Consider the following 23441-nt stretch of genomic DNA (forward strand, 5'->3'; position numbering starts at 1 on the left):
GCGATCTCCGATAGGTACACCGATGCGCGCCAGCGGCAACGGATTTTCGACGGAAGGAGCGGACAGCCCGGGCGTCAGACGGCCGGGCTGTCCTTCGAGCTCAGAGTAGGACGAGCCCGTCACGAGGACAAGATGTGCGAGCCGAATGCCTTTTATACGACTGCGGCCATATTGAACGGGCGTGCGGTCACGCCGAGCCGACCCGATCGCGCACCGTATCGTGCACCGCATCGCGCGGCGTCGCCGGCCCCGGCTGTTCTCCGAACTGCAGCGCGGCAAGCTGCGCATAAAGCGGCGAGGTGTGCAGCAGTTCTGAATGACGGCCCTGCGCGACGATGCGGCCGTGGTCCAGCACGACGATGCGGTCCGCTTGTTGCACGGTCGCGAGCCGGTGCGCGATGACCAGCGTGGTGCGATTTTGCGCGGCGTTCTCGAGCGCCAGTTGCACCAGTCGTTCGCTGGCGGCATCGAGCGCGCTGGTCGCTTCGTCGAGCAGCAGGATTGGCGGATTCTTCAGGATCGCGCGCGCGATTGCAATGCGCTGACGCTGTCCACCGGAAAGCCGCACGCCGCGCTCGCCGAGAAACGTGTCGTAGCGCTGCGGCAATTCATCGATAAAGCCCGCGGCGGCAGCCATTTCCGCGGCCCGCTGCACTTCGGCGAGCGTCGCGTCGGGCACGCCGTAGCGAATATTGTCGAGCACGCTGCCGGAAAAAATCACCGACTCCTGCAACACCACGCCGATCTCGCGGCGCAATTGCGCGAGCGGCACCTGCCGGGTCGGCACGCCGTTGATCAGAATGCTGCCGCCCTGCGGATCGTAAAAGCGCAGCAGCAGCTGGAACAGCGTGGTCTTGCCGGCGCCCGACGGTCCGACCAGCGCGACGTGCTCGCCCGGACGGACGTCGAGCGAAAAGCCAGCAAGCGCGGCGCTGCCCGGGCGCGACGGATACGCAAAGCTGACGTCGTCGAAGCGGATGCCGTCACCGCGCGCCGGCAACTGCACGGGGGCTTCGTCCTGCTCGACCGGCGAGCGCGCGGCCAGCAGTTGCAGCAGTCGCTCGGTGGCGCCGGCCGCGCGCTGCAGATCGCCCCACACTTCCGCGACCGCCCCCACTGCGCCCGCGGTGACCACCGCATAAAGGATGAATTGCGACAGCTGGCCCGCCGTCATGCGCCCGGCGAGCACCGCCTGCGCGCCCAGCCACAGCACGAAAACGATCGCCGCGAACACCAGCACGATGACCACCGCGGTCAGGTACGCGCGCGCCCGGATACGCGTGAGCGCCGTATCGAACGCCGCTTCCACCATGCCGGCGAAGCGCCGCGCCTCGCGCGGCTCCTGTGCATACGACTGCACGGTCGGCATCGCATTGAGCACTTCGCCCGCCAGCGCGCTCGCGCTCGCCACCTTGTCCTGACTCGCGCGCGAAAGCCGCCGCACGCGCCGCCCGAACACGACGATCGGAACGACCACCGCGACGAGCGTGGCCATGATGTAGCCGCATAGCAGCGGGCTCGTGATCGCGAGCATCGCGAGACCGCCGGTCAGCAGAAAGAAATTGCGCAAGCCCAGCGACAGACTGGTGCCCACCACCGTCTGGATCAACGTGGTGTCCGTGGTGAGTCGCGACAGCACCTCGCCGCTTTGCGTGGTCTCGAAAAATTGCGGACTCATCCGCAGCACGTGGTCGTAGACCGCCTTGCGCAAATCGGCGGTGACCCGCTCGCCTAGCCATGACACCAGATAGAAACGCAGCGCGGTGGCTCCGGCGAGAATCAGAGAAACGGCCAGCAGCGCGAGGAAATAGCGGTCGATGTGTTCGCGGTTCGCGCCGGCGAAACCGCGGTCGATCAGATAGCGGAACGTGACCGGCAACGCGAGAGTCGCGCCCGCCGAGGTCACCAGCGCCACGAACGCGAGCGCCCAGCGTCCGGCATAAGGACGCAGGAACGGCGAGAGCGCGAACAGCGGACTGATCTTGCGGGTGGACTGAGCGACATCTGACATGAGGATTCCTGAGCGGCACGAAGAGTCGCCTCGATTGTGCCAGTCCCGCGGATTCGAAGTCAGAGTGCTAGCGGTTTTCCGCGCGCTTGTCGCGGCTGCGCATCCGTATCAAGATCGGGCTGTCTTATCCGCAAGCGAGCGACTTTCATGACCGACCATCCCGACTCCGATGACGATGCCGACAAACTGAAAGGTCCCGGCGGCATGACGTTGCGGCAGATTCACGAGCAGGTGCAAAAGAGCGTCGAGCGCGATCGCGCGACGCAAGCCGACCACCGTTCGCGCGCGGTGCCGCAAAGCAGATGGCAGCGGTGGGTCCGCTATGTGTGGGGCCGCAGCGGACGTCGTTAAGCGCCGGCTCGTGCGCTTGCGCGGTTGCCGTTACGCGTTTCAGGCTGCGGGGTTTTCGAACAGCAGCGGGCCGCGAACACCGTTCGCAGCCCGCTGCACGACGCTTATGCTTCGGCGGACGTGCTCACGGACTCGGGCGCCGATTGCGGCGCGGCCGTTTCTACCGGAGCCGTCGACTTGACGACGGCCTTCGCCGCGCGCGGCTTGCGGGACACCGGCGATTGAGCGGCATCGACCGTCTTCGGCGTGCTGTTGCGTGCCGGTGCGGCAGCCTTTTTCGCGGACACCTTCTTTGCCACCGGCTTGCTTGCCGGAGCGTTCTTGTCCGCGACTTTCTTCGCGGTCGCCGGGCTCGCCACCGCCGCTTTGCCGACGCGCGCCTTTCGAATGCTTACCGGCTTCGTCGCCGCGGCGATCAGAAACTTCGTGCGATCCTTCGCGCCGGCGATCCACGCCGGTGCCCGGCCGCGACCGCTCCACGTCGCGCCCGTTTTGGGGTCCTGATACATCGCAGCCTGCGGCGCGCTGACGGCCTTTGCCGTCTTCGGCGCTTTCGCTGCAGCCTTCTCGGCCTTTGCGGCCTTCGGCGCTTTCGGCGCCACGGTTGCCGGCTTCTGCGCTGCTCCCGCTACCAGGAACTTGCTACGGTCCTTCGCGGCGGCAATCCAGCCCGGCGCGCGACCGCGGCCGGACCACGTCGCGCCCGTCTTCGGGTCGACGTATCGGGCTGCGGCGACCTCTTGCACCGGCGCGCTCGCCGCCGGTTTGCGGCCACGGCGTTTGCCCACCGATGCTTCGATATCGGCAATGGTCAGCGCATGCTGCTCCATCAGACTACGTATTTTCCCGATCACCTTCGCGGAATCTTTCGCCGCCAATGCTTCTTTCTGGGCCTGGAGTTTTGCGATTTTCGCCTGAATGGAGGCCAGCGTTGCCATATGTTTCCTTTGCATAAAATGGTGGGCCGCACTATGCCACATCGCACGGCGAATACAACACCCCGGATTGCATTAGTCGCGGACAAATACACAAAAGCCCGCCGGAAGGCGGGCTTTTATCGAACGCAGTACTTTTATCAGGCTGCCGCGTCTTTCAGTTTCTTTAGCGGACGAACCTTCAGGCGGACCGTCGCCGGCTTCGCATCGAACCAGCGCTCCTCGCCGGTGAACGGATCCTTGCCGAAACGCTTCTTCTTCGCCGGCACCTGCTGAACGCCGATCTTCAGCAGACCCGACAGCGTGAACTCGCCCGCCCCTTTCTTATGGACGGCGCCGAGAATCGTGCTTTCGAGAGCGGCAAGCACGGCCTTGGCCTGCTTCGGTTCGACGCCGGCTTGCGTGGCGACATGAGTTGCCAGCGACGCCTTGGTGAACTGTTCTTTCAAAGGCTTCAGCGTCGCACTGGCGGCGGCACTTTTCGCCGGTGCGGCCTTTTTCGCTGCGGGTTTCTTCTCTGCGGTCTTCGGCGCAGCCTTTTTGGCTGCGGCGGTTGCGGTCTTCGTTGCCATCGAAATCCTCTTTGCGGTTGAGAGATCCGCTTAAGACGGCACACGACGCCGCGCGTTACTGCGCCGTCTTAAGCTGACCGGTAGCGTAGCAACGGTTGTTTCGCTATGCAAGAAGATCAGCCCTTAAAACAGGCGGTTTTCTGACTTTTGCTGAAAACCCCTATTCCGCCCGGTCCCGGCACCGGCCCGGAACGAGTCGATTCGCGTCCCTTCGCTGCGTTAGACTGCGTCGATCAAATGAAAGGAGGCCCGCATGATCCGCAAAACCCTCAATGCTTCGCAACTGCAACAGGAAGTCAATCGGCGGATCCATCGCTTGCAGGAAATCGTCGAGGACGGCGTGAAAATCCGGGTGCCGCGGCCGCAGTTGCAGGAGCCCGACAAGACCGGTTGCAACTGGAATATGACGAACTTCGGCAACGCGATCGGCTTCGAACGCGACATCGACGCAGTGCTGAAAGCCGTGCGCTCGGAATACAACCTGAGCACCGAAGTGAAAGGCAGCGTCAATCCATTCGAGGATTGACGCTTGCGGCTACGACGTTTCCTTGCGACGCCGGACCCATTCCGCGAACGCTTCGTCTTCGATCCGGTAATCGCCCATGCCGAGCCGCGTGACGAAGTTCTGCGCTTGCAGCCGCCGCAGCGCGTGGGCGGCGGTGTTTTTGGTTGCGGACTTGCCGGTTGCCGCGGCGAGCTTGCCGAGGCTCGCGGTGCCGTGCAGATCCGTTTCGCCGCGCGCGAGCATCGTCATCACCGCCTGATCCGCCCGGTTCAGCTCGCTCCATTGCCGCAGAAAATGGTCGTCCGAGAACACCGACGCTTTGGTATGAGCCAGCGCGGCGGCGTCGCCCTGCGGCTGGTAGAGCATGTAACGCTCGACGAAGCGCTTGAAAAATTCCGGCGTGCGATGCAGTTCCTCGAACGCGAGCCGGCCCTGCGCGAGCGTCAGCCGGTGACGCGCCATGCTGTTCATCAGCTTGATCGTGAATGCGACGAACTCGTCGCCGAGCAGCGGGAACGGCTCCAGTGCAGCCCAGTTGTAGAACGGTTCGGATGCGCGCGCGAACATCTCGCGCAGCGTGGTCTCCGAACTGCCTGCGAAAATCACCTTGATGCGCTCCTTGCGGATGTCGAGCGCTGCCCGCAGCGCATGCGCGAAATCGGCGTGCTCCGCGCGCGCCAGCACCTGCGCCTCGTCGATCACGAGCAGCAGCGGCTTTTTCTGCCTGTCGAGCTGGCGCAGCACTTCTCGCAGCGCGCCGGCGCGGTCCGCGTCGGCCGCGCCGAGTTCCGCCTCCAGCGAACCCTCCGCACCCGCAACCTTTGCGCTCGCCTTGATCTTGCGCACCGGCTTGCCGAGTTTCGTGAGCACCGCCTTCACACCTTGCGGCGCGAGCGCGTCGGAGAGTGCGGCGATCAACGCGACGTCGGGCGACGAGCGGTTGTCCCACAGATTCGTGTAAGCGACGAGGTAGCCGTGTTCGAGCGCCGCCGGCAACAGGTCGCGCCGCAGAAACTCGGTCTTGCCCATGCGTCGGCGCGCGAACAGCCCGCGCGCCGACGATAGTTTCAGCCCGAAAGCCTGCAGATAGCCTTCGGCAAGCTCCGGCCGCGCGAAATGCCACGGGTCCGGCGCCGGGGTATCAAGGAGTTTCATCAGAAATAAGAAGTATCAAAACCGGTGATACCTGATGATACCGGCGCCGCCCGCCGACGTAAATGCGGTTTGGAAATCGGACTGTAGCGTCTCGTCGTCAGCGCGCCTCGACCGCATCGGCACGCGCGATACCCGCGCTCGCGCGGCGCCCCGCCCCACGCTCGCCCAGCTCGTGCAACGGCGTCCGGTAGGTCTCCCGCGCGGTCCACGCGGCGAGCGCCGCGACCGCGGTGATCACCAGCGTGACGGTGCCGATCAACAGCGGAATGTTCGGCGTGCCCGGCGGCGCGATCGCGGCGAACAGCGACGGCAGCAGCGCGGTCAATGCCATCCCGACGTTCTGCCCGATCGACATCGCCGACACGCGGGTACGGGTCGGAAACAGCTCGGGCATGAAGCTCGGAAACACCGCATTGAAGCCCTGATAGACGATGCCCCACATCAGCACCGAGGTGACGATCGCAAGCGGGGCGTTGCCCGCGCTGATCGCATACAGATAGACATACGACAGCAAGCCCGCGCCCAACGACCCGACGACCACCGGAATCCGCCGCCCGATCCGGTCGGACAGGCGGCCGACAAACGGAATCACGATCACCGCGACGATGTTGCCGACCAGCGGTATCACCAGATACGTGTTCGGGTGAAAGCCGATCCCGTAAGCCGGCTGCACCGCGTACGCGGCGCCGAAAATCGTCGCGACCATCGCGATCACCGCGGCCGACGCCATCACCGCGATACGCACGATGTCGCGCCAGCTTTCCCGAAACGCGACCCGGATCGGCGACTCGGGAAGTGCACGCTGCGCGCCTTCGTCGATAAAAGCTCGCGACTCCTGAACATTGCGGCGAATCACATAGCCGGCCACCAGCACGAACGCGCTGAGCAGGAACGGGATGCGCCAACCCCAGGACGCGAACGCATCGGCGGGCAGCCAGTACGCGAGCGGCATGAAGATCGCCGCCGCGAAAATCTGGCCTGCCTGGGTGCCTTGCAGCGCGAAGCTCGCGTAATAGCCGCGTCGCCCGAATGGCGCCTGTTCGAGAATCATCGAACTGGCGCCGGAGATTTCCCCGGCCACCGCGAAGCCCTGGATCAGACGCAGCACGACCAGCGCGATCGGCGCGGCGATGCCGATCTGCTGATAGGTCGGCAGCAGACCGACCGCGAACGTCGACACGCCCATCAGGAACATGCACAGCAACAGCAGATGCTTGCGCCCGTGCGTGTCGCCGCGGCGCCCGAGCACGAAGCCGCCGATCGGCCGCGCGACGTAGCCCACCCCGTAAGTCGCGAGCGACGCGACGATCGCGAGTTTCGGGTTGCCATGCGGGAAGAACAGTTGCGGGAACACCATCGACGCGGCCTGTGCGTAGATGAAGAAGTCATAGTATTCGAGCACTGAGCCGATCCAGCCGCTCGCGGTCGCGCGCCTCGTTTGCTGGCGCGATGGCGCCTGGATTTTTCCTTCGATGTCCATCTGGGGTCTCCTGATTGATGTTTGATATTCGAGTCAGTGCCGTGGCCACGCCCGCGCGCCGCCCACGCATCGGTGAGCGAGCATTGGCACGGACGATTACGCGCCAGGCGGCGTGATGTTCATGAACGCGCCGAGGTTGCCGAACTGGCCCATCGCCATCTCGGCACCGGTCTGAATCCGGCAGCCGGCGCGGTGAGCGAGCGCCAGAAAGCGCGTGATTTCAGGGGTCGTCACGACATCCGCGACCAGCGTGCCGGCGCGCAGCGTCGCGAGCTTTTCCTGCGCGACCGGCAGCGCGTCGTTGCCGGCCATCCCGGCCGGCGACGCGTTGACGACCAGATCGAACGCTCCGAGCGAATCGAACTGCAAAGTCGTCGCCACCGCCGGGAAGCGCGTGGCCAGCAGTGCGGCCAGTTGCTGCGCGCGCGCCGCATCGAGGTCGGCGAGCGTCAGGCCGGCGACGCCCTGCTCGCACAGCGACCACGCGATCGCGCTGCCGGCGCCGCCCGCACCGACGATCAGCGCGCGCTTGCCGTGCGCTTCGAAGCCGTTGCGCCGCGCCGCGTTGATAAAGCCGTCGCCGTCGACCATGTCGCCGACCAGCGTGCCGTCGGCTTCGCGGCGGATCACGTTCACGCAGGCGAGCGAGCGCGCCCGTTCGCTCAGCGCGTCGAGATACTTCGCGATCTCGTGTTTGTACGGAACGGTGACCACGCAGCCGCGCAGATTGCGCCATGCGCGCAGCGTGGCGACGAATTGGCCGAGCGAATCGCGCTCGAGATCGATCGGGATCATCGACGCGTTTTTGTTATGGCGAGCGAACCACGCATTGAAGTTCTCCGGGGATTTCACCTGCGCAATCGGAGAACCAACGATGGCCAACAGCTCGGTCGTACCGCTAATCATGAATGGCACCGGACGGTTATTGCGAAAGGCCCCCATGTTGCGACCCGGCCCGTTCGCGGACAACGCCGCGATCGGGGTGATCGACCAATTAGCGCAATTGCAATGCGATAATCGCACCCCTTTTACGCGTTACAGGCCAAATCATGGCTTCACCGCTCATTCACGAGCGCGATCTGATCGTCGGTTTGCAGAAGGGTCTGGCGATCATTCAGCTATTTACCGAGGACACGCCGCGCCTGAGCGTCGCCGATGTCGCGCGCCTCGCCGGTCTTACGCATAGCGCCGCGCGGCGCTTTCTGCTCACGCTCGTGCATGACGGCTACGCGCAAACCGACAGCCGCAAGTACTGGCTCACCGCGCGAACGCTGCGCCTGGGTCAGGCTTACGTGGACTCCGCGCGGCTGCCGCGGATGCTGCGGCCGATCGTCGAAAAGGTCGCGGCCGAAACGCGCGAGCATGTGTCGGTCGCGGTGCACGACGGCGACGAGGTCGTGCATATCGTGCGCAGCCGGATCGCGAATGTGTCGTCGCTGTCGATCCGCCAGGGCTACCGGCTGCCGATGTATTGCACCGGCAGCGGCCGCCTGTGGCTCGCCTCGCTGCCCGACGCGGAGGTGGACGCGTATCTGGCGCGGGTCGAGCGCAAGGCGCTGACGCCGTTTACGCGGACCTCGGTCGACGAGATCAAGGCGGTCGTCGAGCAGATCCGCGAGCAGGGGTATGCGGAGCTCGATCAGGAATACGAAGTCGGGATGCGCATTCTCGGCGTGCCGCTGACCAACCGCGCCGGCCAGATGCGCGCGAGTCTGACCATTACCACGCAGGTGTCGTCGCTGTCGCTCGCCGATATCCGCGACCGGCATTTGCGCTACCTGTATGAAGGACAGGCGTTGCTGCGGCCGATCATCGATATCTGACAAGAAGCGCGCAACGCGCCGCGTGACGGCGATTGCGCTCCCGATGCTCCGCTTGCGCGCGCTCAGCCAGCGGCTAATGACGCCCGGCTCGCCAGATGATCGACCATCCGCCGCGCGGCCGGCTGCAACGCTTCCAGCTCCCGGAAACACACGACGAAGCGCCGCCGCGCCCACGGGTCCGTCAGCGGAATCGTCACGACGTCGAAAACCCGTTTGTAGGTTTCGCCGACCTCCAGCGGCACGACGCTGATCCCGAGCCTGGCCGCGACGACCCGGAACGCGGCGTCGAAGTTCGACACGATCACCCGATAGGAAACCGTGCGCCCCGCTTTGGCGGCCGCCCGCTGCAACATCGCGTGGACCGCGGTCGACGGCGGCATACCAACATGATCGAAAGCGAGCGTCTGCTCGAAGCGCAGCGATTTCATCTTCGCGAGCGGATGGCCGGGATAAACCGCGAGCGCGAGCCGGTCCTGCCGATACGGCAAATGCTGCAGGCCTTCCAGATCCGCGCCGTCCCAGCAGACCCCGACCGTCGCCGCGCCTTCGCGCAGTTGTCGAACCAGATCGATCGACAGACGCTCTTCGACATCGACGCGAATGTTCTGGTTATCCGGCTCGCGCATGAACGCGGCGATATCGTCCAGCAGCACTTCGGCAATCGCGGAGGCGGTCGCGCAAATGCTGACGCTGCCTTTCAGACCGCTGCCGAATGCAGCGACGTCGCTCGCGATCCGGTCCATGGTAAACAGCACGTTGCGTGCGTGTTCCAGCAACGACAGGCCCGCGGCGGTCGGCTGAACGCCGCGGCGCGAGCGCGTGAGCAACGGCACGCCGAGGTCGGATTCGAGTTGGCCGATCCGCTTGCTGATCGCCGACGGCTCGATATGTTCTTCGTCGGCCGCGCGGCCCATGTTGCGGAACTCGCAAACGGCGACGAACAGCCTCAGCGTTTTCAGATCAATGTCTCTCATTGGTGTGTCTGCCTGCCCTGACTTTCCATTTCGGAATCTTAACGGTTCCAAAATACCTCTTTATGTCTTTTGCGGAAAGCCTAGAGTGACTCCATCGCCGGCGCCCACGACCGGCAGTATTCAGGAGACTTTATGCCCGCTTTCCCGAGCAGCGTCGTCATTCGCGAAGTGGGTTTGCGCGACGGCTTGCAAAGTATTCAAAGCATTCTTGCGACCGAACAAAAAATCGAATGGATCGCCGATGCATATGCGGCCGGCCAACGCGAGATCGAAGTCGGCTCGTATGTGCCGGCCAGACTTCTGCCGCAACTTGCGGACACCGCCGAACTCGTCGCCTATGCGAAAACCCAGCCGGGACTACGCGTGTCTGTACTCGTGCCTAATCTGAAAGGCGCCGAACGCGCAATCGAATCGCAAGCCAATCTGATGCTGGTGCCGCTTTCCGCGAGTCACGCGCATAGCGTCGCCAATCTGCGCAAAACGCCCGACGAAGTGATCGCGGAAGTCGCCCGCATCCGCGCGGCACGCGATGCGGCCGGCTCGAAAACGCTGATCGAAGGCGGGATCGGTACCGCGTTCGGCTGCACGCTCCAGGGCGCGGTCGAGCAAACCGAAGTGCTCCGCTGCATGCAAAAACTGCTCGATGCGGGCGCCGATTACGTGAGCATCGCCGATACGGTCGGCTACGCCGGACCCGCGGCCGTGCGCGAACTGTTCGGCAAGGCCCGCGCGCTTGCCGGCGAGCGCTTCTGGTGCGGCCACTTCCACGACACCCGCGGTCTCGCGCTCGCGAACGTCTATGCGGCGCTCGAGGCCGGCGTGACCCGGTTCGACGCGACGCTCGCCGGCATCGGCGGCTGCCCGCATGCACCGGGCGCGAGCGGCAATGCCGCGAGCGAAGACCTCGCGTTCATGCTGGCCGACATGGGCATTGCGACCGGCATCGATATCGCGCGCCTGCTGCGCTTGCGCGCGAAAGTCGCCGGCTGGCTTTCCTCCGAAACACTGCATGGCGCGCTGTGGCGCGCGGGTTTGCCGAAAACCTTCGCGCCAGCGCCGACTGCAACACTCAATGCATGAGGCCACGATGAACACCTCGAATCCGCTTCCTCTCGCCGGCGTGCGCGTGATCGAATTCACGCACATGGTCATGGGCCCGACCTGCGGGATGATCCTCGCCGACCTCGGCGCGGAAGTCATCAAGATCGAGCCGCCCGGCGGCGACAAGACCCGCAAACTGCCGGGTCTGGGCATCGGCTTTTTCCGCTCGTTCAACCGCAACAAGAAGAGCGTGGTGCTCGACATCACTACGCCGGACGGGCTCGCCGCCGCGGTCGAGCTGATCGGTCAATGCGACGTGATGCTGGAAAACTTCCGGCCCGGCCTGATGACGAAGCTCGGCCTCGACTATCAAACGCTATCGACGAAGTATCCGCAGCTGATCTACGTGTCGCACAAAGGCTTCCTGCCGGGTCCGTACGAAAAGCGCCTCGCGCTCGACGAAGTCGTGCAGATGATGGGCGGCCTGTCGTATATGACCGGACCGGCGGGCCGGCCGCTGCGCGCGGGAACCTCGGTCAACGACATCATGGGCGGCATGTTCGGCGCGATCGGCGTGCTGGCGGCATTGCGCGAACGCGACTCGACCGGGCGCGGCCAGGAAGTGCAGAGCGCGCTATTCGAAAACTGCGTCTTCCTGAGCAGTCAGCACATGCAGCAGTACGCGATGACCAGGGAACCGCCGCCGCCGATGCCGTCGCGGGTGTCCGCCTGGAGCGTCTACGACGTTTTCAACCTTGCCGGCGACGAACAGCTCTTTATCGGCGCGGTCAGCGACAAACAGTTCATCGCGTTGTGCGACGTGCTGGAGCGCCCCGATCTCGCGGCGCAGCCGCAATTCGCGAGCAACGCGCTGCGCGTCGCGGTACGGCCGGAACTGCTCGCGCGCCTCGCCGACATCCTCAAGCATCACCGCGCCGGCGAACTTTCCGCAAAGCTCGAAGCCGCCGGTATTCCGTACGCGCCGATCGTGCGCCCCGATCAGTTGCTCGACGATCCGCATCTGAAGGCAAGCGGCGGCCTCGTGCCGATGCAAACCGAAGACGGTCCCACCCAAGTCGTGCTGCTGCCGTTGCTGATGGGCGGACGCAGGCCCGGCGTGCGTCAGGCATTGGCGCGGGTCGGCGAACACACGCAGGAAATCCTCGCCCGTCTGAGCGGCCGGGCCGCGGCCTGACGATCGGCACAAACGCATCCCGACGCGCACAGCAGCCAATAAGACCGCCGCGGGAGACATTCAGGAGACATTGATGCAACGTGTGATCACCACGGAAATCGCGCCGCCCGCGGCCGCCGGCACCCACAGCGGGTCACGCAGCGCGGCGATGCTGTCGGCGCGCATGGACCGCTTACCGGCCACCGGCTATATGTGGCTGCTGGTATTACTGATCTCGCTCGGCGGCTTCTTCGAAGTCTACGACCTGATCTTTACCGGCTATATCGCGCCGGGCATGGCCAAAAGCGGCCTGCTGAAAACCACCACCACGGCGTTCTTCGGCTTTCAGGGGATTGCAGGCTTTATCGCCGCGACTTTCGCCGGGCTTTTCGTCGGGACGTTCTGCTTCGGCTGGCTGCCCGACCGCTTCGGGCGCCGCGCGGTCTTCACCTATTCGCTGCTCTGGTACTCGCTCGGCTCCGCAATCATGGCGTTCCAGAGCACGCCGGAAAGTTTGATTGCGTGGCGCTTCATTACCGGCATCGGCGTGGGGATCGAAATCGTCACGATCGACAGTTACGTCACCGAAATCGTCCCGCAGCATATGCGCGGACGCGCGATGGCGTTCAACCAGATGGTGATGTTCGCCGCCGCGCCGGTCGCGGCGATTCTCTCCTACTGGCTGGTGCCGACCACGCTGTTCGGCATCGACGGTTGGCGCTGGGTGGTGCTGCTCGGCTCGCTGGGCGCGCTGCTGGTGTGGATCATTCGGCGCATCGTGCCCGAGAGTCCGCGCTGGCTCGCAGCGCACGGTCGCGAGCAGAAGGCCGAACGGATCGTCGAGAAAATGGAGGCCAAGGCGCTCAAGCAGTTCGGCCGGCCGCTGCCGCCGCCGGCCGCGACAGTCGAGCAGCCCGTCCATCGACGCGCGTCGTTGAGCGAATTGCTGCAGCCGCCGTACCGTTCGCGTCTGATCATGCTGATCGTTTTCAATTTCTGCCAGGCGATCGGCTATTACGGGTTCGCGAACTGGGTGCCGACGCTGCTGATCGGGCAAGGCATTACGGTCACCAAAAGTCTGCTGTATTCGTCGGTGATCGCGATCGCGCTACCCGTCGGCCCGTTGCTCGCGATGCTCGTGGCAGACAAGGTGCAACGCAAATGGCTGATCGTCGGCGGCGCGCTGGCGGTCATCGTGTTCGGGCTGCTGTTCGCTCAGATGAAAACGGTCGGCCCGTTGATCGTGTTCGGCGTGCTGGTCAGCCTCGCCGGCCAAACCATTTCGGTGTGCTATCACGCTTACCAGTCGGAGCTTTTTCCCACCGCGGTCCGCTGCCGCGCGAATGGGATCGTGTATTCGGCCAGTCGCGCCGGGGCCATGATGTCGGGCTTCATCATCGCGTTCCTGCTGCGCGACTTCGGCGTTCCGGGCGTGTTCACCGGCATTACCGCATGCATGGTGATCGTGATGATTTCGATCGGTGCGTTCGGTCCGAAGACGAACGGGCTCAGGCTCGAGGAAATCAATCGCTGAACAGGCGATGGATCGAGCGAGCGGGCGGTATCGGCAAAGCACCGAAGCGCCGGGAATCGAAGGCAGGTTATGCTTGTGAATCGGCTGCCGATTCCCATTTACCGTTCGTGAAACCCCGCAATTCCTCCTCGTTGCCGCCCGCCTGGCCGTTCCCGCCCCGTCGCGATGTCGCTGGGCGGGGCTTCGGCGATCTCGTCGCGCTTCAATATCGCGGCGCGAATCTGTGGCTGTGGCGTTGTAAATGCGGCGGCCAACTGACCGCCGGGCTCGATGCGGTCGAGCGCGGCCAGATGCGCGATTGCGGCTGCCGCGAGCAGCGTCGCGTGTGGCGCTCGCGGCCCGGCTCGACCGCGCTGCGCGGCGGTGAAGTGTTCGGCCAGTTGACCACCGACCGGTACGCCGGCAACGGTTTGTGGGTGTGCCGCTGCGAATGCGGTGCGCAGGTGAGCGTGAGCGCCGGGCGGCTGCGGCTCGGCAAGGCGCGCTCTTGCGGCAGTTGCGCTGGCGGTTCGATCGACTGAGCGGGATGGGCCACGTACGGGCCGCATACCGCACAAGAAGTAAAAAAGGCGTGGAGGTGCGCGATGATGTCCCGATGGATGCGAATGCTCGGTCTGGCGATATCTGTTTGCGCCGGATCGGGACCATCTCTGGCGGCGGATTCATCGACCGCTGACGCGGCGGCGGTCGCGCCGGCGCTCGTCTATGTGGCCGATTTCGATCTCGACGCCGCCAATGTCACCACCGACAACGGGCCGGCCAACCGTGCGCGCGGCATCGTGGGTCATCTGTTGCCGCAAGGGCCGCTGCGCCAGCAGCATGATCCGCAGGCACGGGCGCAGGAACTCGTCGAACTGATGGCGCAGTCGCTGACCGACGATCTGCACAAGGCCGGCGTCGACGCGCGCCGGGTCACGCCGGGCGAGCCGCTGCCCCACAGCGGCTGGCAGGTGCGCGGCGTGTTTCTCAGTGTCGACGAAGGTAACCGGATGCGTCGCGCGATGGTCGGCATGGGCGCGGGCCAGAGCCAGTTTCAGGTCGCGGTGTCCTGCGATAGCCTCGCGGCACCGGATTTGTCTCCTTTGTATGAAAGCGTCGATGCGGGCGCGAGCCGCAATATGCCGGGCGCTGTGATCAAGCTCAATCCGTACGTGATCGCCGCGAAGGTCGTGCTGTCGGGGCGAGATGAAAAGGCGGCGATCAGAACGAGCGCTCAGCAGATCGCCGACGCGCTCGTGCAGAAGCTTCGGGGTGAGGTGAAGTAGAACGCGCCGTTGTTGTCATGCCGTTGTTGTCATTAACCGCTACGCGTCCGCTCGAACCCGCGTGTCTTTACGCAGATGCGCAGAAACCGCCGCGGTCAGCGAAAAACTGCGCAACTCCTCCGGCGTGGCCAGATAAGCGGCGACGATCTCACGATTATCGAGCCGCAGTTTGGGCAGGCTAGCGAGATGCAGCTCGAAGAAATGCACGCGGTCTCTTCTTCCGTCCCAGATACCGCTGACGCTGCCCGCCGGTATCAGCGGATAAGCGGGCAGACCGATTTCCTCTTCCATTTCCCGCTGCGCCGCCACGACAGGCGTCTCACCGGCGTGAATACTTCCACCTGGAAGCCCCCACTCGGCGCGATACGATGTCTTCACCAGCAACAACGAGCCGTCGACGTAGATTGTGACCAGTGCGCCCTCGTGCTGCGGCCGCCGAACGTGCCACCAGGCGCGAGCCAGTTGAAAACCGACGCGAAGCGCGACGCGCCACAGCGCGTCGACAAGCGAACCTCCATCGGTTCGCTCAACGTAAGGCATAAGGTCTCTCCTTGACCGTAACAGTTGAAAAGACAGTTGAAAATAATGCGGCTCGTCGCGTTCGAGGGGCCACGGGGAATCCCGGCATCTGTCAGACGATTTGCACTGGCACGTAGTGTAGCCGCTGGTCATGACCGCACGCACGCCCCCTGCGTGGCACGACGCTTGCGCGCGAGTTTTCGAACCTGTCGATCGAACCATAGTTAAACCATGCCCATCTACGACTACGAATGCCCCGACTGCGGACTGTTCGAGGCACGCCGTTCGATCGCCGAGCGCGACAGCGAGCTGTGCTGTCCGGCCTGTGGCCGTCAGGCTTCGCGCCACGTGAACACGAAAGCCGCGAGCCTCGCCGGCGCCTCTTCGACTTCGGATGAAGGCGCAGGCAGCTATGGAATGCGCCACGCCGGCGGCTGCCTCTGCTGTCGCTGAAAGAAGTTGCCAGCTCCCATGCGAGCGCGTGCGTACCACCCTTCAAACAGCCACGATGACCGCCTCCCCGGCGGCGATCCGATTAGCGCCGGCCACGAAGACCACGCCGGTGCGCGCGGTCAGCGTCGAGAGCAACGCGACGCCGGGCCGCGACTGCACGTCGGCATCCGCATCGCCCATGTTCAGCGCGATGAAAAGGCGCTGATCCGCAAACCACCGCTCATAAGTCAGCACCTGCCCATCAGCGGCGATATTGCCGATCGCGCCCTGCACGAGCGCGGCGTTGCGGCGCCGCAAACTCAGCAGACGCCGGTATAACGACAACATGCTGGACGGGTCGCCCTGCTGGTCGCACACGCTCGTCGCGGTCGCGATCGGCAACCACGGCTGGCCGGAGCTGAAACCCGCATTCGGCAGCGAGCTATCCCATTGCATCGGCGTACGTTCGGGATCGCGCCCCTGGCCGCTCCCCGGCTGCCGCAGTTCGGCCGGATCGCGAACCTCGTGCGCCGCGATAACGCCATCGGTCATGCCGATTTCGTCGCCGTAGTAGAGCGTGGGCGTGCCGCGCAGCGTCAACAGCAGTACCGCCGCCACCCTCGCCTGCGCGTTGCCGACGCGCGACGCAACGCGCGGATTGTCGTGATTGCCGAGCACCCAGTTCGGCCACGCGTGTTCGGGTAGCGCGCTGTCGTAGTCGCGGATCGTCGCGGCAAGTTCCGCCGCGTTCCAGCGCGCATTGAGCAACTGGAAATTGAACGGCATGTCGGCACCTTCGCCGTTCGCGCCGTAATACTGGATCAGTTGCGCGACCGGCAAATAGATCTCGCCGATCAACACGCGCTCACCGTATTCGTTTAGCGTCGCGCGCATCGAACGGACGATCTCGTGCACTTCCGGCTGATCTTCCGTGTAAGTTTGCAGTTGCCGATGATGCTCCGGCTCACCTGCCACGTACGCCGGATTCGGCGGATTGTCGCGAAACCACGCGTCCTTGATCAATAGCCACAGCACGTCCACGCGAAAGCCATCGACACCGTAATCGAGCCAGAAGCGCAGCACGTCGTCCATTGCGCGGCGCACTTGCGGGTTGCGCCAGTTCAGGTCCGGCTGCTCGCGCAGAAACGCGTGATAGTAGTACTGCCCGGTCGCCGCATCCCACTCCCACGCCGAGCCGCCCATCCGGCTCAGCCAGTTGTTCGGCGGTCCGCCATCGGGCGCGGGGTCGCGCCACAGGTACCAGTCGCGTTTCGGGTTGTCGCGCGACGAGCGGCTTTGCACGAACCACGGATGCCGCTCCGACGAGTGATTCGGCACGAAGTCGAGTAGCACCTTCAATCCAAGCGCGTGCGCGTGGTCCATCAATTGCTTGAAGTCGTCGAGCGTGCCGAAGATCGGGTCGATATCGCAGTAGTGCGCGACGTCGTAACCGAAGTCGGCCATCGGCGATGGATAGATCGGCGAAAGCCAGATCGCGTCGACACCGAGTGCCGCGACCTCGTCGAGGCGCGCGCGGATGCCGGGCAGATCGCCGATGCCGTCGCCATTGCTGTCCTGAAACGAGCGGGGGTAGATCTGGTAAATCACGCTGCGTTGCCACCACACCAGTTTCGACATTGCCTTCCTCGTCACGATCGATTGTCCCGGAGTCACGCGCAAATCCAATGCTCAACGACCTTTGGTACAAGAACGCCATCATCTACTGCCTGTCGGTCGGCACATTCATGGATGCCAATGGCGACGGCATCGGCGACTTCCGGGGGCTGATGCGCAGGCTCGACTATCTGCAAGGGCTCGGCATCACGACGCTCTGGCTGATGCCGTTTCACCCGTCGCCCGGCCGCGACAACGGTTACGACATATCGGACTACTACAATGTCGACCCGAAGTACGGCACCCTCGGCGACTTCGCCGAGTTCACGCACGCGTGCGCCGAGCGCGGCATGCGCCTGATCATCGACCTCGTCGTCAATCACACGTCGGACCAGCATCCGTGGTTTCTGTCAGCACGCAGCGATCCCGCATCGAAGTTTCGCGACTGGTACGTATGGTCCGACAGCAAGCCGCCCGATGCGAATCGCGGCGTCGTGTTTCCGGGCGTGCAGAAATCGACGTGGAGTTTCGACAAGCGGGCCAAACGCTGGTACTTCCATCGCTTCTACGATTTTCAGCCGGACCTGAACACCGCGAACCCTCACGTGCAGGCCGAGTTGCTGAAAATCATGGGCTTCTGGATCCAGTTGGGGGTGTCCGGCTTCCGGATGGACGCCGTGCCGTTCGTCATCGCGACGAAGGGGCCGAAGGTGCGCCGCCCCGTCGAGCAATACGACATGCTGCGCACCTTTCGCGAGTTTCTGCAATGGCGCGAGGGCAACGCGATCATCCTCGCGGAAGCGAACGTGCTGCCCGACACGGACCTGCGGTATTTCGGCGACGCTGGCGAGCGCCTGCCGATGATGTTCAACTTCCACCTCAATCAGCACACCTTCTATACGCTGGCGACGGCCGACACGAAGCCGTTGAAAGACGCGCTGCTGGCGACGAAGCCGCGGCCGCCAAGCGCGCAATGGGGCGTATTTCTGCGCAATCACGACGAACTCGATCTGGGGCGGCTCACGCCCGCGCAACGCAAAGCGGTGTTCGCCGCGTTCGCGCCGCAGCCGGACATGCAGCTGTATGACCGCGGCATCCGCCGCCGGCTCGCGCCGATGCTGGCCGGCGACCGGCGCCGCCTCGAACTCGCGTACAGCCTGATGCTGAGCTCGCCGGGGACGCCGGTGATCCGCTACGGCGATGAAATCGGTATGGGCGACGACCTGCGCCGGCCCGAGCGCGAATGCGCGCGCACGCCGATGCAATGGTCGGACGAACCGCAAGGCGGCTTTACCGAACATCCGAAGCCCCCGGTCGCGACGATCAGCGGCGGCGCTTACGGCTTCGAGCGGGTCAATGCGGCGAGCCAGCGACGCGATCCGCAATCGTTTCTGAACTGGATGGAGCGGATGATCCGGATGCGACGCGAAGTGCCGGAAATCAGCTGGGGCGACTTCGAAGTGCTGCGTACGTCGCGCAACGAGGTACTCGCGCTGTGTTACCACTGGCGCAACAACTCGGTGCTGTTCCTGCACAACTTCAGCGCCGCGGCGTGCACGGTGAAGTTCCGCCGGGTCGGCGCGCGCGAGCCGGATACCGCGCCGCTGATCAATCTGCTGTCCGACGACCACAGCGAACCGGACGCCGCCGGCCGCCACACGGTGGTGCTCGAGCCGTTCGGCTACCGTTGGTACCGGGTCGGCGGGCTCGACTATCTGCTCAGGCGAACCGAGGTGTAGCCGCGCGGCCCGCTCGCGGCGTGGTCGCGCCGCTCTTGAAGCGCCGCTGTGCCGCGCCGCTCGGCACGAGCGACGCTCAGCCGAGCGCAACCACCTCGCCAGCGTCCGCGGCCACCGCTGCCGGCAACAGACACGCGTGCGCCAGAGCACAGGTCTGCGCCGGCTCGACCGGCTTCGCAAACAGAAATCCCTGCGCCAGTTCGGCACCGGCCGCCCGCAGCGCGGCCAGTTCGTCGTCGGTCTCGACGCCCTCCACGATGGTTTCGACGCCCATGTCGCGACCTAGCGCGAGCAGCGACTTCACGATCTTGTGGCTGGTGCGGACCGCGTCCATCCCGCGCACGAAGCTGCGGTCGATCTTGATCTTCGCGAGCGGCAGCGTATGCAGATACGACGGCTCGAATAGCCGACGCCGAAATCGTCGAGCGACACGCCGCAGCCGAGCGCCCGCAGCCGCGCGGCCGCCTCCTGCACCAGCTCGATCTCGCGGGCCAGCGCGGTTTCGGTGATCTCGAAGTCGAGCCGCGACGGATCGAAACCGCTGTCGCGGATCAGCCCGAGAAGCTCCGACATCGTTTCGCGCGACGCCAGATCGAGCGTCGACAGATTGAACGCCAGCCGCACCGGATGCGGCCAGCGCGACGCGGTGGCGAGCGCCTTGCGCAACAGCACGCGGGTCAGCGCGCTGATCACGCCGATCCGTTCGGCGACCGGAATGAAATGGTCGGGCGCAACATTGCCGAGCACCGGATGCGACCACCGCGCCAGCGCTTCGAAACCGAACACGCGCCCCGTCGCGATATAGATGAGCGGCTGGAACACGACCGATAGTTCGCGTTCCAGATCGGCCATCTGCAACGCCTGCTCGATCAGCGAAGCGCGCCGGATCGCCGCGTCGTGAGCCGCGGAAAAAATCACCACGCTGCCGCGCCGGTTGCGCTTGCCCGCATACAACGCGTAGTCGGCGAACTCATACAGCTGCACCGCCGTCGAGCAATGGTCCGGATACATCGCGAAGCCGATCGAGCCGGAAATCTGCACGGCTACGTCGCCGGCGACGACCGGTTCGCGCAGCACCCGGCACACCCGCTCGCCGAGCGCCAGCAAGTCGTCGCTGCAACGGAACTCCGAGACCAGCAGCCCGAACTCGTCGCCGCCCAGACGGGCAAGCCGCAAACGCGGGCTGATCAGCAGTGCGAGACGCTCGCCGATCTGCTCCAGCACCTTGTCGCCGATCGCATGACCGTGGATGTCGTTGACCGGCTTGAAGCCGTCCAGATCGATGATGCCGACCGCGAGCGCGCTCTGACTCGCCACCGCCGCCGCGCAGGTCGCGTCGAGTTCGTGAAAGAACGAGCGCCGGTTCGGCAGACCGGTCAGGCTGTCCAGATTCGCGAGCCGCTCGTTTTCCGCGCGCGCGTCGACCATCCGGGTGAAATCGCGGTAGTGGTTCAGCAGGAACACCAGCATCGCCGCGGACACCAGCGCGGTATTGACGGCGATCGCGCGAAACACGATGTTCTCCGACAACAGGAAAAACACGAAGAATGCGCCATTGACGATGATCGCCACCGTAATCGCCGCGGGCCGCAGATGCATCAGCGAAAAGATCACGCCGATCACGGTAATCGCCATATAGAACGCGACATGCGCCTGCGCATACGCGTCGCCATAGCGGGCCAGCGACAGTGCCCACGCGGTGAAGCCGACGGCCATCGCCACCGCTAGCCGGTTGGTGCGCGCCAGTGCCCGCTCGGCGACGGCGAGCGACGGCCGCACGCGGTTCGAGCGCGCCCATTGCCACGCCCGCCATGCACTGAACCCGGTAAACGCAATGGGCACGTGGACGACCAGCCACGCCGGCGCGCACCGGTAATGCGTGATGACGAGCGCCCAGCTGTTGGCGATCAGCATCAGGTACATCAGCGGCATCTGATGCCGGAACGCGTCGAACTGCGCGGTCAGTAGCCCGGGGTTGCCGCGTGGGATCGAAGCCAGCGATCGCAACCGGCGGAAAACGGAGTGAGGGGTCATCGCTTGACAACAGTGCCGGTGGTGGCGCGCCCGCGACGGAACAGCCATCGTGAGGCTGCGCGTGCGGCGCTTGCGCGCTATAACGGCATGCGTTTTGCATTCTTGAGCGGCCACGCAGTGAAAACGCCCAGGCGGCCCTACTTATTGCGTTCTCAGTGCATTTCTTCAGAAGAAACGTCACTTTCACGCACTGGCTGCCGCGCCAACAACCGTAAACATCGGTCTGTCCGAATCCCTCAAGTTGTGGACAGTGTCCCAAAACTGCGGCCGGATGGTACGCTCGTTTTAGCCTAAAAATCTCTCTTCCCGATGCAGGTCGTTATCTACTTTCCCCCGCGCCGCGCACAACCGGCGAACGCCTTGCCGCCCGCGGCGATGACGCTCTTCTATGAAGCGGTCGTCGCGCCCTTTTATGCGTCCGCTGACAACGCATTCGCATGGGCACGCAATCTGACCGACTGGAACTTGCAGGCAGGCCGCTCGTTTCTGGCGGCTGTCGGTAGCGCACGGCGCGAATAGCCGTCGCTCGCCGTACGCCGAAACTCTCTTCGCGCAATAGCAAAGCCTACAAAAACCCGCGCAGTTGCATCAACGCAGAAAGCCGACGCCTCTCACGAGGAAAGCGCCGGCACTGTGTTGCGACAACGCAATGGCGGGTCGTGCGAGGCAGCCATTGGGTTTTCATGATCCTCGCAGCTATGACTATTACGGATGGACAGGATGACGAAGCGAATTGCCGTTGTGACGGGTGGTATGGGCGGCCTCGGACAGGCAATCAGTATCAAACTGCACGATGCGGGTCATGCGGTGGTCGTCACACACTCGCCGAACAATCGCCACGCGGCTGAGTGGCTGGCGCAAATGGAACAGCAGGGCCACAATTTTCTCGCGTATGAAGTCGACGTGGCCGATTACGATTCCTGCCAGCACGTTGCGGCCAGAATCAGCGCCGACGTGGGCCCGGTCGACATTCTGGTGAACAACGCCGGCATCACCCAGGACATGACGCTGCGCAAGATGGACAAGGTCAACTGGGACGCGGTGATCCGCACCAATCTCGACTCCGTGTTCAACATGACCAAGCCGCTGTGCGAAGAGATGGTCGCGCGCGGCTGGGGGCGCATCGTCAATATTTCGTCAGTCAACGGTTCGAAAGGCTCGGTCGGGCAGACCAACTACGCGGCGGCCAAGGCCGGGATGCACGGTTTTACCAAATCGCTGGCGCTCGAAGTGGCGCGCAAAGGCGTGACCGTGAACACGATTTCGCCGGGCTACCTCGCGACCAGAATGGTCACCGCGGTTCCGCAGCAGATCCTCGAAACGAAAATCCTGCCGCAAATTCCGATGGGGCGCCTGGGCAAGCCTGAAGAAGTGGCCGCGCTGGTCGCTTTTCTGTGCTCGGACGACGCCGGCTTCGTGACCGGCGCGAACATCGCGATCAACGGCGGCCAGCACATGCATTGAACCTGACGCTTCACACGTTGTGCGTCACGCGTCGCGTTCGGCCGGTCGCGGCACGCCGCCTGCTAACGCACGGTTGCACGACTTGAAGTGGCCGGCGCGTCGCGGCAGCAGATGTCCGCGCGCGCCGGCCCGCGACCGGGGGATATCGAATGAAAACGCTGGACATCAAGCAACTACGACCGACTCAATGCACGCACGGCCTGAGGGAAGTGCGCGGCAAGACCGAACAGTACCGCGCGCTGTCGGGCCACGATCTCGACATGGCGATCGCTGAAAAGCCGGTGCCGATCGTGTACGGCCCCGGCGAAATTGCGCATCTGATCGACCACCACCACGTCGCCAACGCACTATGGCAAGCCGGCATCAAAACCGTGCCCGTCGTTCTCGTGCAAGATCTGTCGACGCTGACGAGCGCGGATTTCTGGCTCACCCTCGAAAACAATCGCTGGACCTATCCGTACGATGCCCACGGCCAGCGCGTGCCCTACTCCGAGATGTTCCGCCACGTGTGGGACCTGATCGACGACGAATTCCGCAGCCTGTCGGCGGCCGTGCGCGACGCGGGCGGTTACGAGAAGACGCAGGTTCCATTGGCGGAATTCCGTTGGGCGGATCTGTTCCGTCGACAGTTCGACCCGCCTGCCAGCGATGCCGAGTTCGACGCGCTCGTTAGCCGGGCCGTCGCGCTGGCGAAATCGCCGGTCGCGCTCGGCCTGCCCGGCTATCTCGGCGAGGGCCGCTAATCGGCTCGCACCCGCGCGGCGCAATCGCTTGCGCGTGCATTAAAATGAGCGCCCAATCGACAGTCGTCGGCGCAAG

At 64.6% G+C, this 23441-nt stretch carries 21 protein-coding genes and 1 pseudogene; 12 read left to right on the forward strand and 10 right to left on the reverse strand.

What is annotated here, in order from left to right; all coding sequences use genetic code 11:
• Positions 1-187: 187 nt before the first annotated feature.
• Positions 188-2011, reverse strand: coding sequence for an ABC transporter transmembrane domain-containing protein (locus LJ656_RS08090; RefSeq protein WP_230508743.1), 1824 nt, complete (start codon positions 2009-2011; stop codon positions 188-190).
• A gap of 147 nt (positions 2012-2158) precedes the next feature.
• Here LJ656_RS08090 and LJ656_RS08095 point away from each other — a divergent pair, with 147 nt between their 5' ends.
• On the forward strand, positions 2159-2362 hold the full coding sequence (locus LJ656_RS08095; RefSeq protein ID WP_230508744.1) for a hypothetical protein: 204 nt from the start codon (positions 2159-2161) through the stop codon (positions 2360-2362).
• Positions 2363-2466: 104 nt separating this feature from the next.
• Here LJ656_RS08095 and LJ656_RS08100 read toward each other — a convergent pair whose 3' ends face one another.
• Positions 2467-3300 (reverse strand): H-NS family nucleoid-associated regulatory protein, encoded by an 834-nt coding sequence (locus LJ656_RS08100; protein WP_230508745.1) that lies wholly within the window; start codon positions 3298-3300, stop codon positions 2467-2469.
• A gap of 137 nt (positions 3301-3437) precedes the next feature.
• Complete coding sequence (locus LJ656_RS08105) at positions 3438-3869, reverse strand: HU family DNA-binding protein (protein WP_230508746.1); 432 nt, start codon at positions 3867-3869, stop codon at positions 3438-3440.
• 253 nt (positions 3870-4122) lie between these two features.
• Here LJ656_RS08105 and LJ656_RS08110 point away from each other — a divergent pair, with 253 nt between their 5' ends.
• Positions 4123-4395 (forward strand): hypothetical protein, encoded by a 273-nt coding sequence (locus tag LJ656_RS08110; RefSeq protein ID WP_230508747.1) that lies wholly within the window; start codon positions 4123-4125, stop codon positions 4393-4395.
• A gap of 9 nt (positions 4396-4404) precedes the next feature.
• On the opposite strand, the gene LJ656_RS08115 is transcribed toward LJ656_RS08110, so the two are convergent.
• From LJ656_RS08115 to LJ656_RS08125, 3 genes are all read right to left on the reverse strand, one after another.
• Positions 4405-5529, reverse strand: a complete 1125-nt coding sequence (locus LJ656_RS08115; RefSeq protein ID WP_230508748.1) for an ATP-binding protein — start codon at positions 5527-5529, stop codon at positions 4405-4407.
• A 97-nt stretch (positions 5530-5626) separates the two neighbouring features.
• Entirely contained in the window at positions 5627-7009 is a 1383-nt protein-coding gene (locus LJ656_RS08120; protein WP_230508749.1) for an MFS transporter, read from the reverse strand.
• Positions 7010-7105: 96 nt separating this feature from the next.
• Positions 7106-7951, reverse strand: a complete 846-nt coding sequence (locus tag LJ656_RS08125) for a shikimate dehydrogenase family protein (protein ID WP_329958832.1) — start codon at positions 7949-7951, stop codon at positions 7106-7108.
• Positions 7952-8058: 107 nt separating this feature from the next.
• Between LJ656_RS08125 and LJ656_RS08130 the strand changes: the two genes are divergently transcribed.
• Positions 8059-8832, forward strand: a complete 774-nt coding sequence (locus LJ656_RS08130) for an IclR family transcriptional regulator domain-containing protein (protein ID WP_230508751.1) — start codon at positions 8059-8061, stop codon at positions 8830-8832.
• 62 nt (positions 8833-8894) lie between these two features.
• Here the strand turns inward: LJ656_RS08130 and LJ656_RS08135 are convergent, their stop codons facing one another.
• Entirely contained in the window at positions 8895-9806 is a 912-nt protein-coding gene (locus tag LJ656_RS08135; RefSeq protein WP_230508752.1) for a LysR substrate-binding domain-containing protein, read from the reverse strand.
• Positions 9807-9938: 132 nt separating this feature from the next.
• On the opposite strand from LJ656_RS08135, the gene LJ656_RS08140 reads away from it, so the two are divergent.
• The 5 genes from LJ656_RS08140 (at position 9939) to LJ656_RS08160 (ending at position 14820) form a co-directional block, all read left to right on the forward strand.
• On the forward strand, positions 9939-10886 hold the full coding sequence (locus LJ656_RS08140; protein ID WP_230508753.1) for a hydroxymethylglutaryl-CoA lyase: 948 nt from the start codon (positions 9939-9941) through the stop codon (positions 10884-10886).
• 7 nt (positions 10887-10893) lie between these two features.
• On the forward strand, positions 10894-12042 hold the full coding sequence (locus tag LJ656_RS08145) for a CaiB/BaiF CoA transferase family protein (RefSeq protein ID WP_230508754.1): 1149 nt from the start codon (positions 10894-10896) through the stop codon (positions 12040-12042).
• Between the two features lie 73 nt (positions 12043-12115).
• Positions 12116-13555 carry an MFS transporter gene (locus LJ656_RS08150; protein WP_230508755.1) on the forward strand — a complete coding sequence of 480 codons (1440 nt, stop codon included), beginning with the start codon at positions 12116-12118 and terminating at the stop codon, positions 13553-13555.
• A 107-nt stretch (positions 13556-13662) separates the two neighbouring features.
• The gene (locus tag LJ656_RS08155) at positions 13663-14076 is read left to right on the forward strand and encodes a hypothetical protein (RefSeq protein ID WP_230508756.1); all 414 of its coding nucleotides are present in this window, start codon (positions 13663-13665) and stop codon (positions 14074-14076) included.
• Positions 14077-14139: 63 nt separating this feature from the next.
• Positions 14140-14820: a DUF4410 domain-containing protein gene (locus LJ656_RS08160; protein WP_230508757.1), complete on the forward strand. Its 681-nt coding sequence runs from the start codon at positions 14140-14142 to the stop codon at positions 14818-14820.
• Positions 14821-14859: 39 nt separating this feature from the next.
• Here LJ656_RS08160 and LJ656_RS08165 read toward each other — a convergent pair whose 3' ends face one another.
• Positions 14860-15360: an NUDIX domain-containing protein gene (locus LJ656_RS08165; RefSeq protein ID WP_230508758.1), complete on the reverse strand. Its 501-nt coding sequence runs from the start codon at positions 15358-15360 to the stop codon at positions 14860-14862.
• Between the two features lie 210 nt (positions 15361-15570).
• Here LJ656_RS08165 and LJ656_RS08170 point away from each other — a divergent pair, with 210 nt between their 5' ends.
• On the forward strand, positions 15571-15792 hold the full coding sequence (locus LJ656_RS08170; protein ID WP_230508759.1) for an FmdB family zinc ribbon protein: 222 nt from the start codon (positions 15571-15573) through the stop codon (positions 15790-15792).
• A gap of 42 nt (positions 15793-15834) precedes the next feature.
• Here the strand turns inward: LJ656_RS08170 and LJ656_RS08175 are convergent, their stop codons facing one another.
• Positions 15835-17409, reverse strand: coding sequence for an alpha-amylase family glycosyl hydrolase (locus LJ656_RS08175; protein ID WP_230508760.1), 1575 nt, complete (start codon positions 17407-17409; stop codon positions 15835-15837).
• A gap of 47 nt (positions 17410-17456) precedes the next feature.
• Between LJ656_RS08175 and LJ656_RS08180 the strand changes: the two genes are divergently transcribed.
• On the forward strand, positions 17457-19124 hold the full coding sequence (locus LJ656_RS08180; protein ID WP_230508761.1) for an alpha-amylase family protein: 1668 nt from the start codon (positions 17457-17459) through the stop codon (positions 19122-19124).
• Between the two features lie 76 nt (positions 19125-19200).
• Here the strand turns inward: LJ656_RS08180 and LJ656_RS08190 are convergent.
• Positions 19201-21206, reverse strand: a pseudogene (locus tag LJ656_RS08190) (putative bifunctional diguanylate cyclase/phosphodiesterase).
• Between the two features lie 672 nt (positions 21207-21878).
• Here LJ656_RS08190 and phbB point away from each other — a divergent pair.
• Entirely contained in the window at positions 21879-22622 is a 744-nt protein-coding gene (gene phbB, locus LJ656_RS08195) for an acetoacetyl-CoA reductase (RefSeq protein WP_230508763.1), read from the forward strand.
• 149 nt (positions 22623-22771) lie between these two features.
• Positions 22772-23365, forward strand: coding sequence for a ParB-like protein (locus LJ656_RS08200; protein ID WP_230508764.1), 594 nt, complete (start codon positions 22772-22774; stop codon positions 23363-23365).
• The last annotated feature ends 76 nt before the right edge of the window (positions 23366-23441 follow it).

Source organism: Paraburkholderia sejongensis, from assembly GCF_020880815.1.
In the GTDB taxonomy this organism is placed as follows: Bacteria; Pseudomonadota; Gammaproteobacteria; order Burkholderiales; family Burkholderiaceae; genus Paraburkholderia; species Paraburkholderia sejongensis.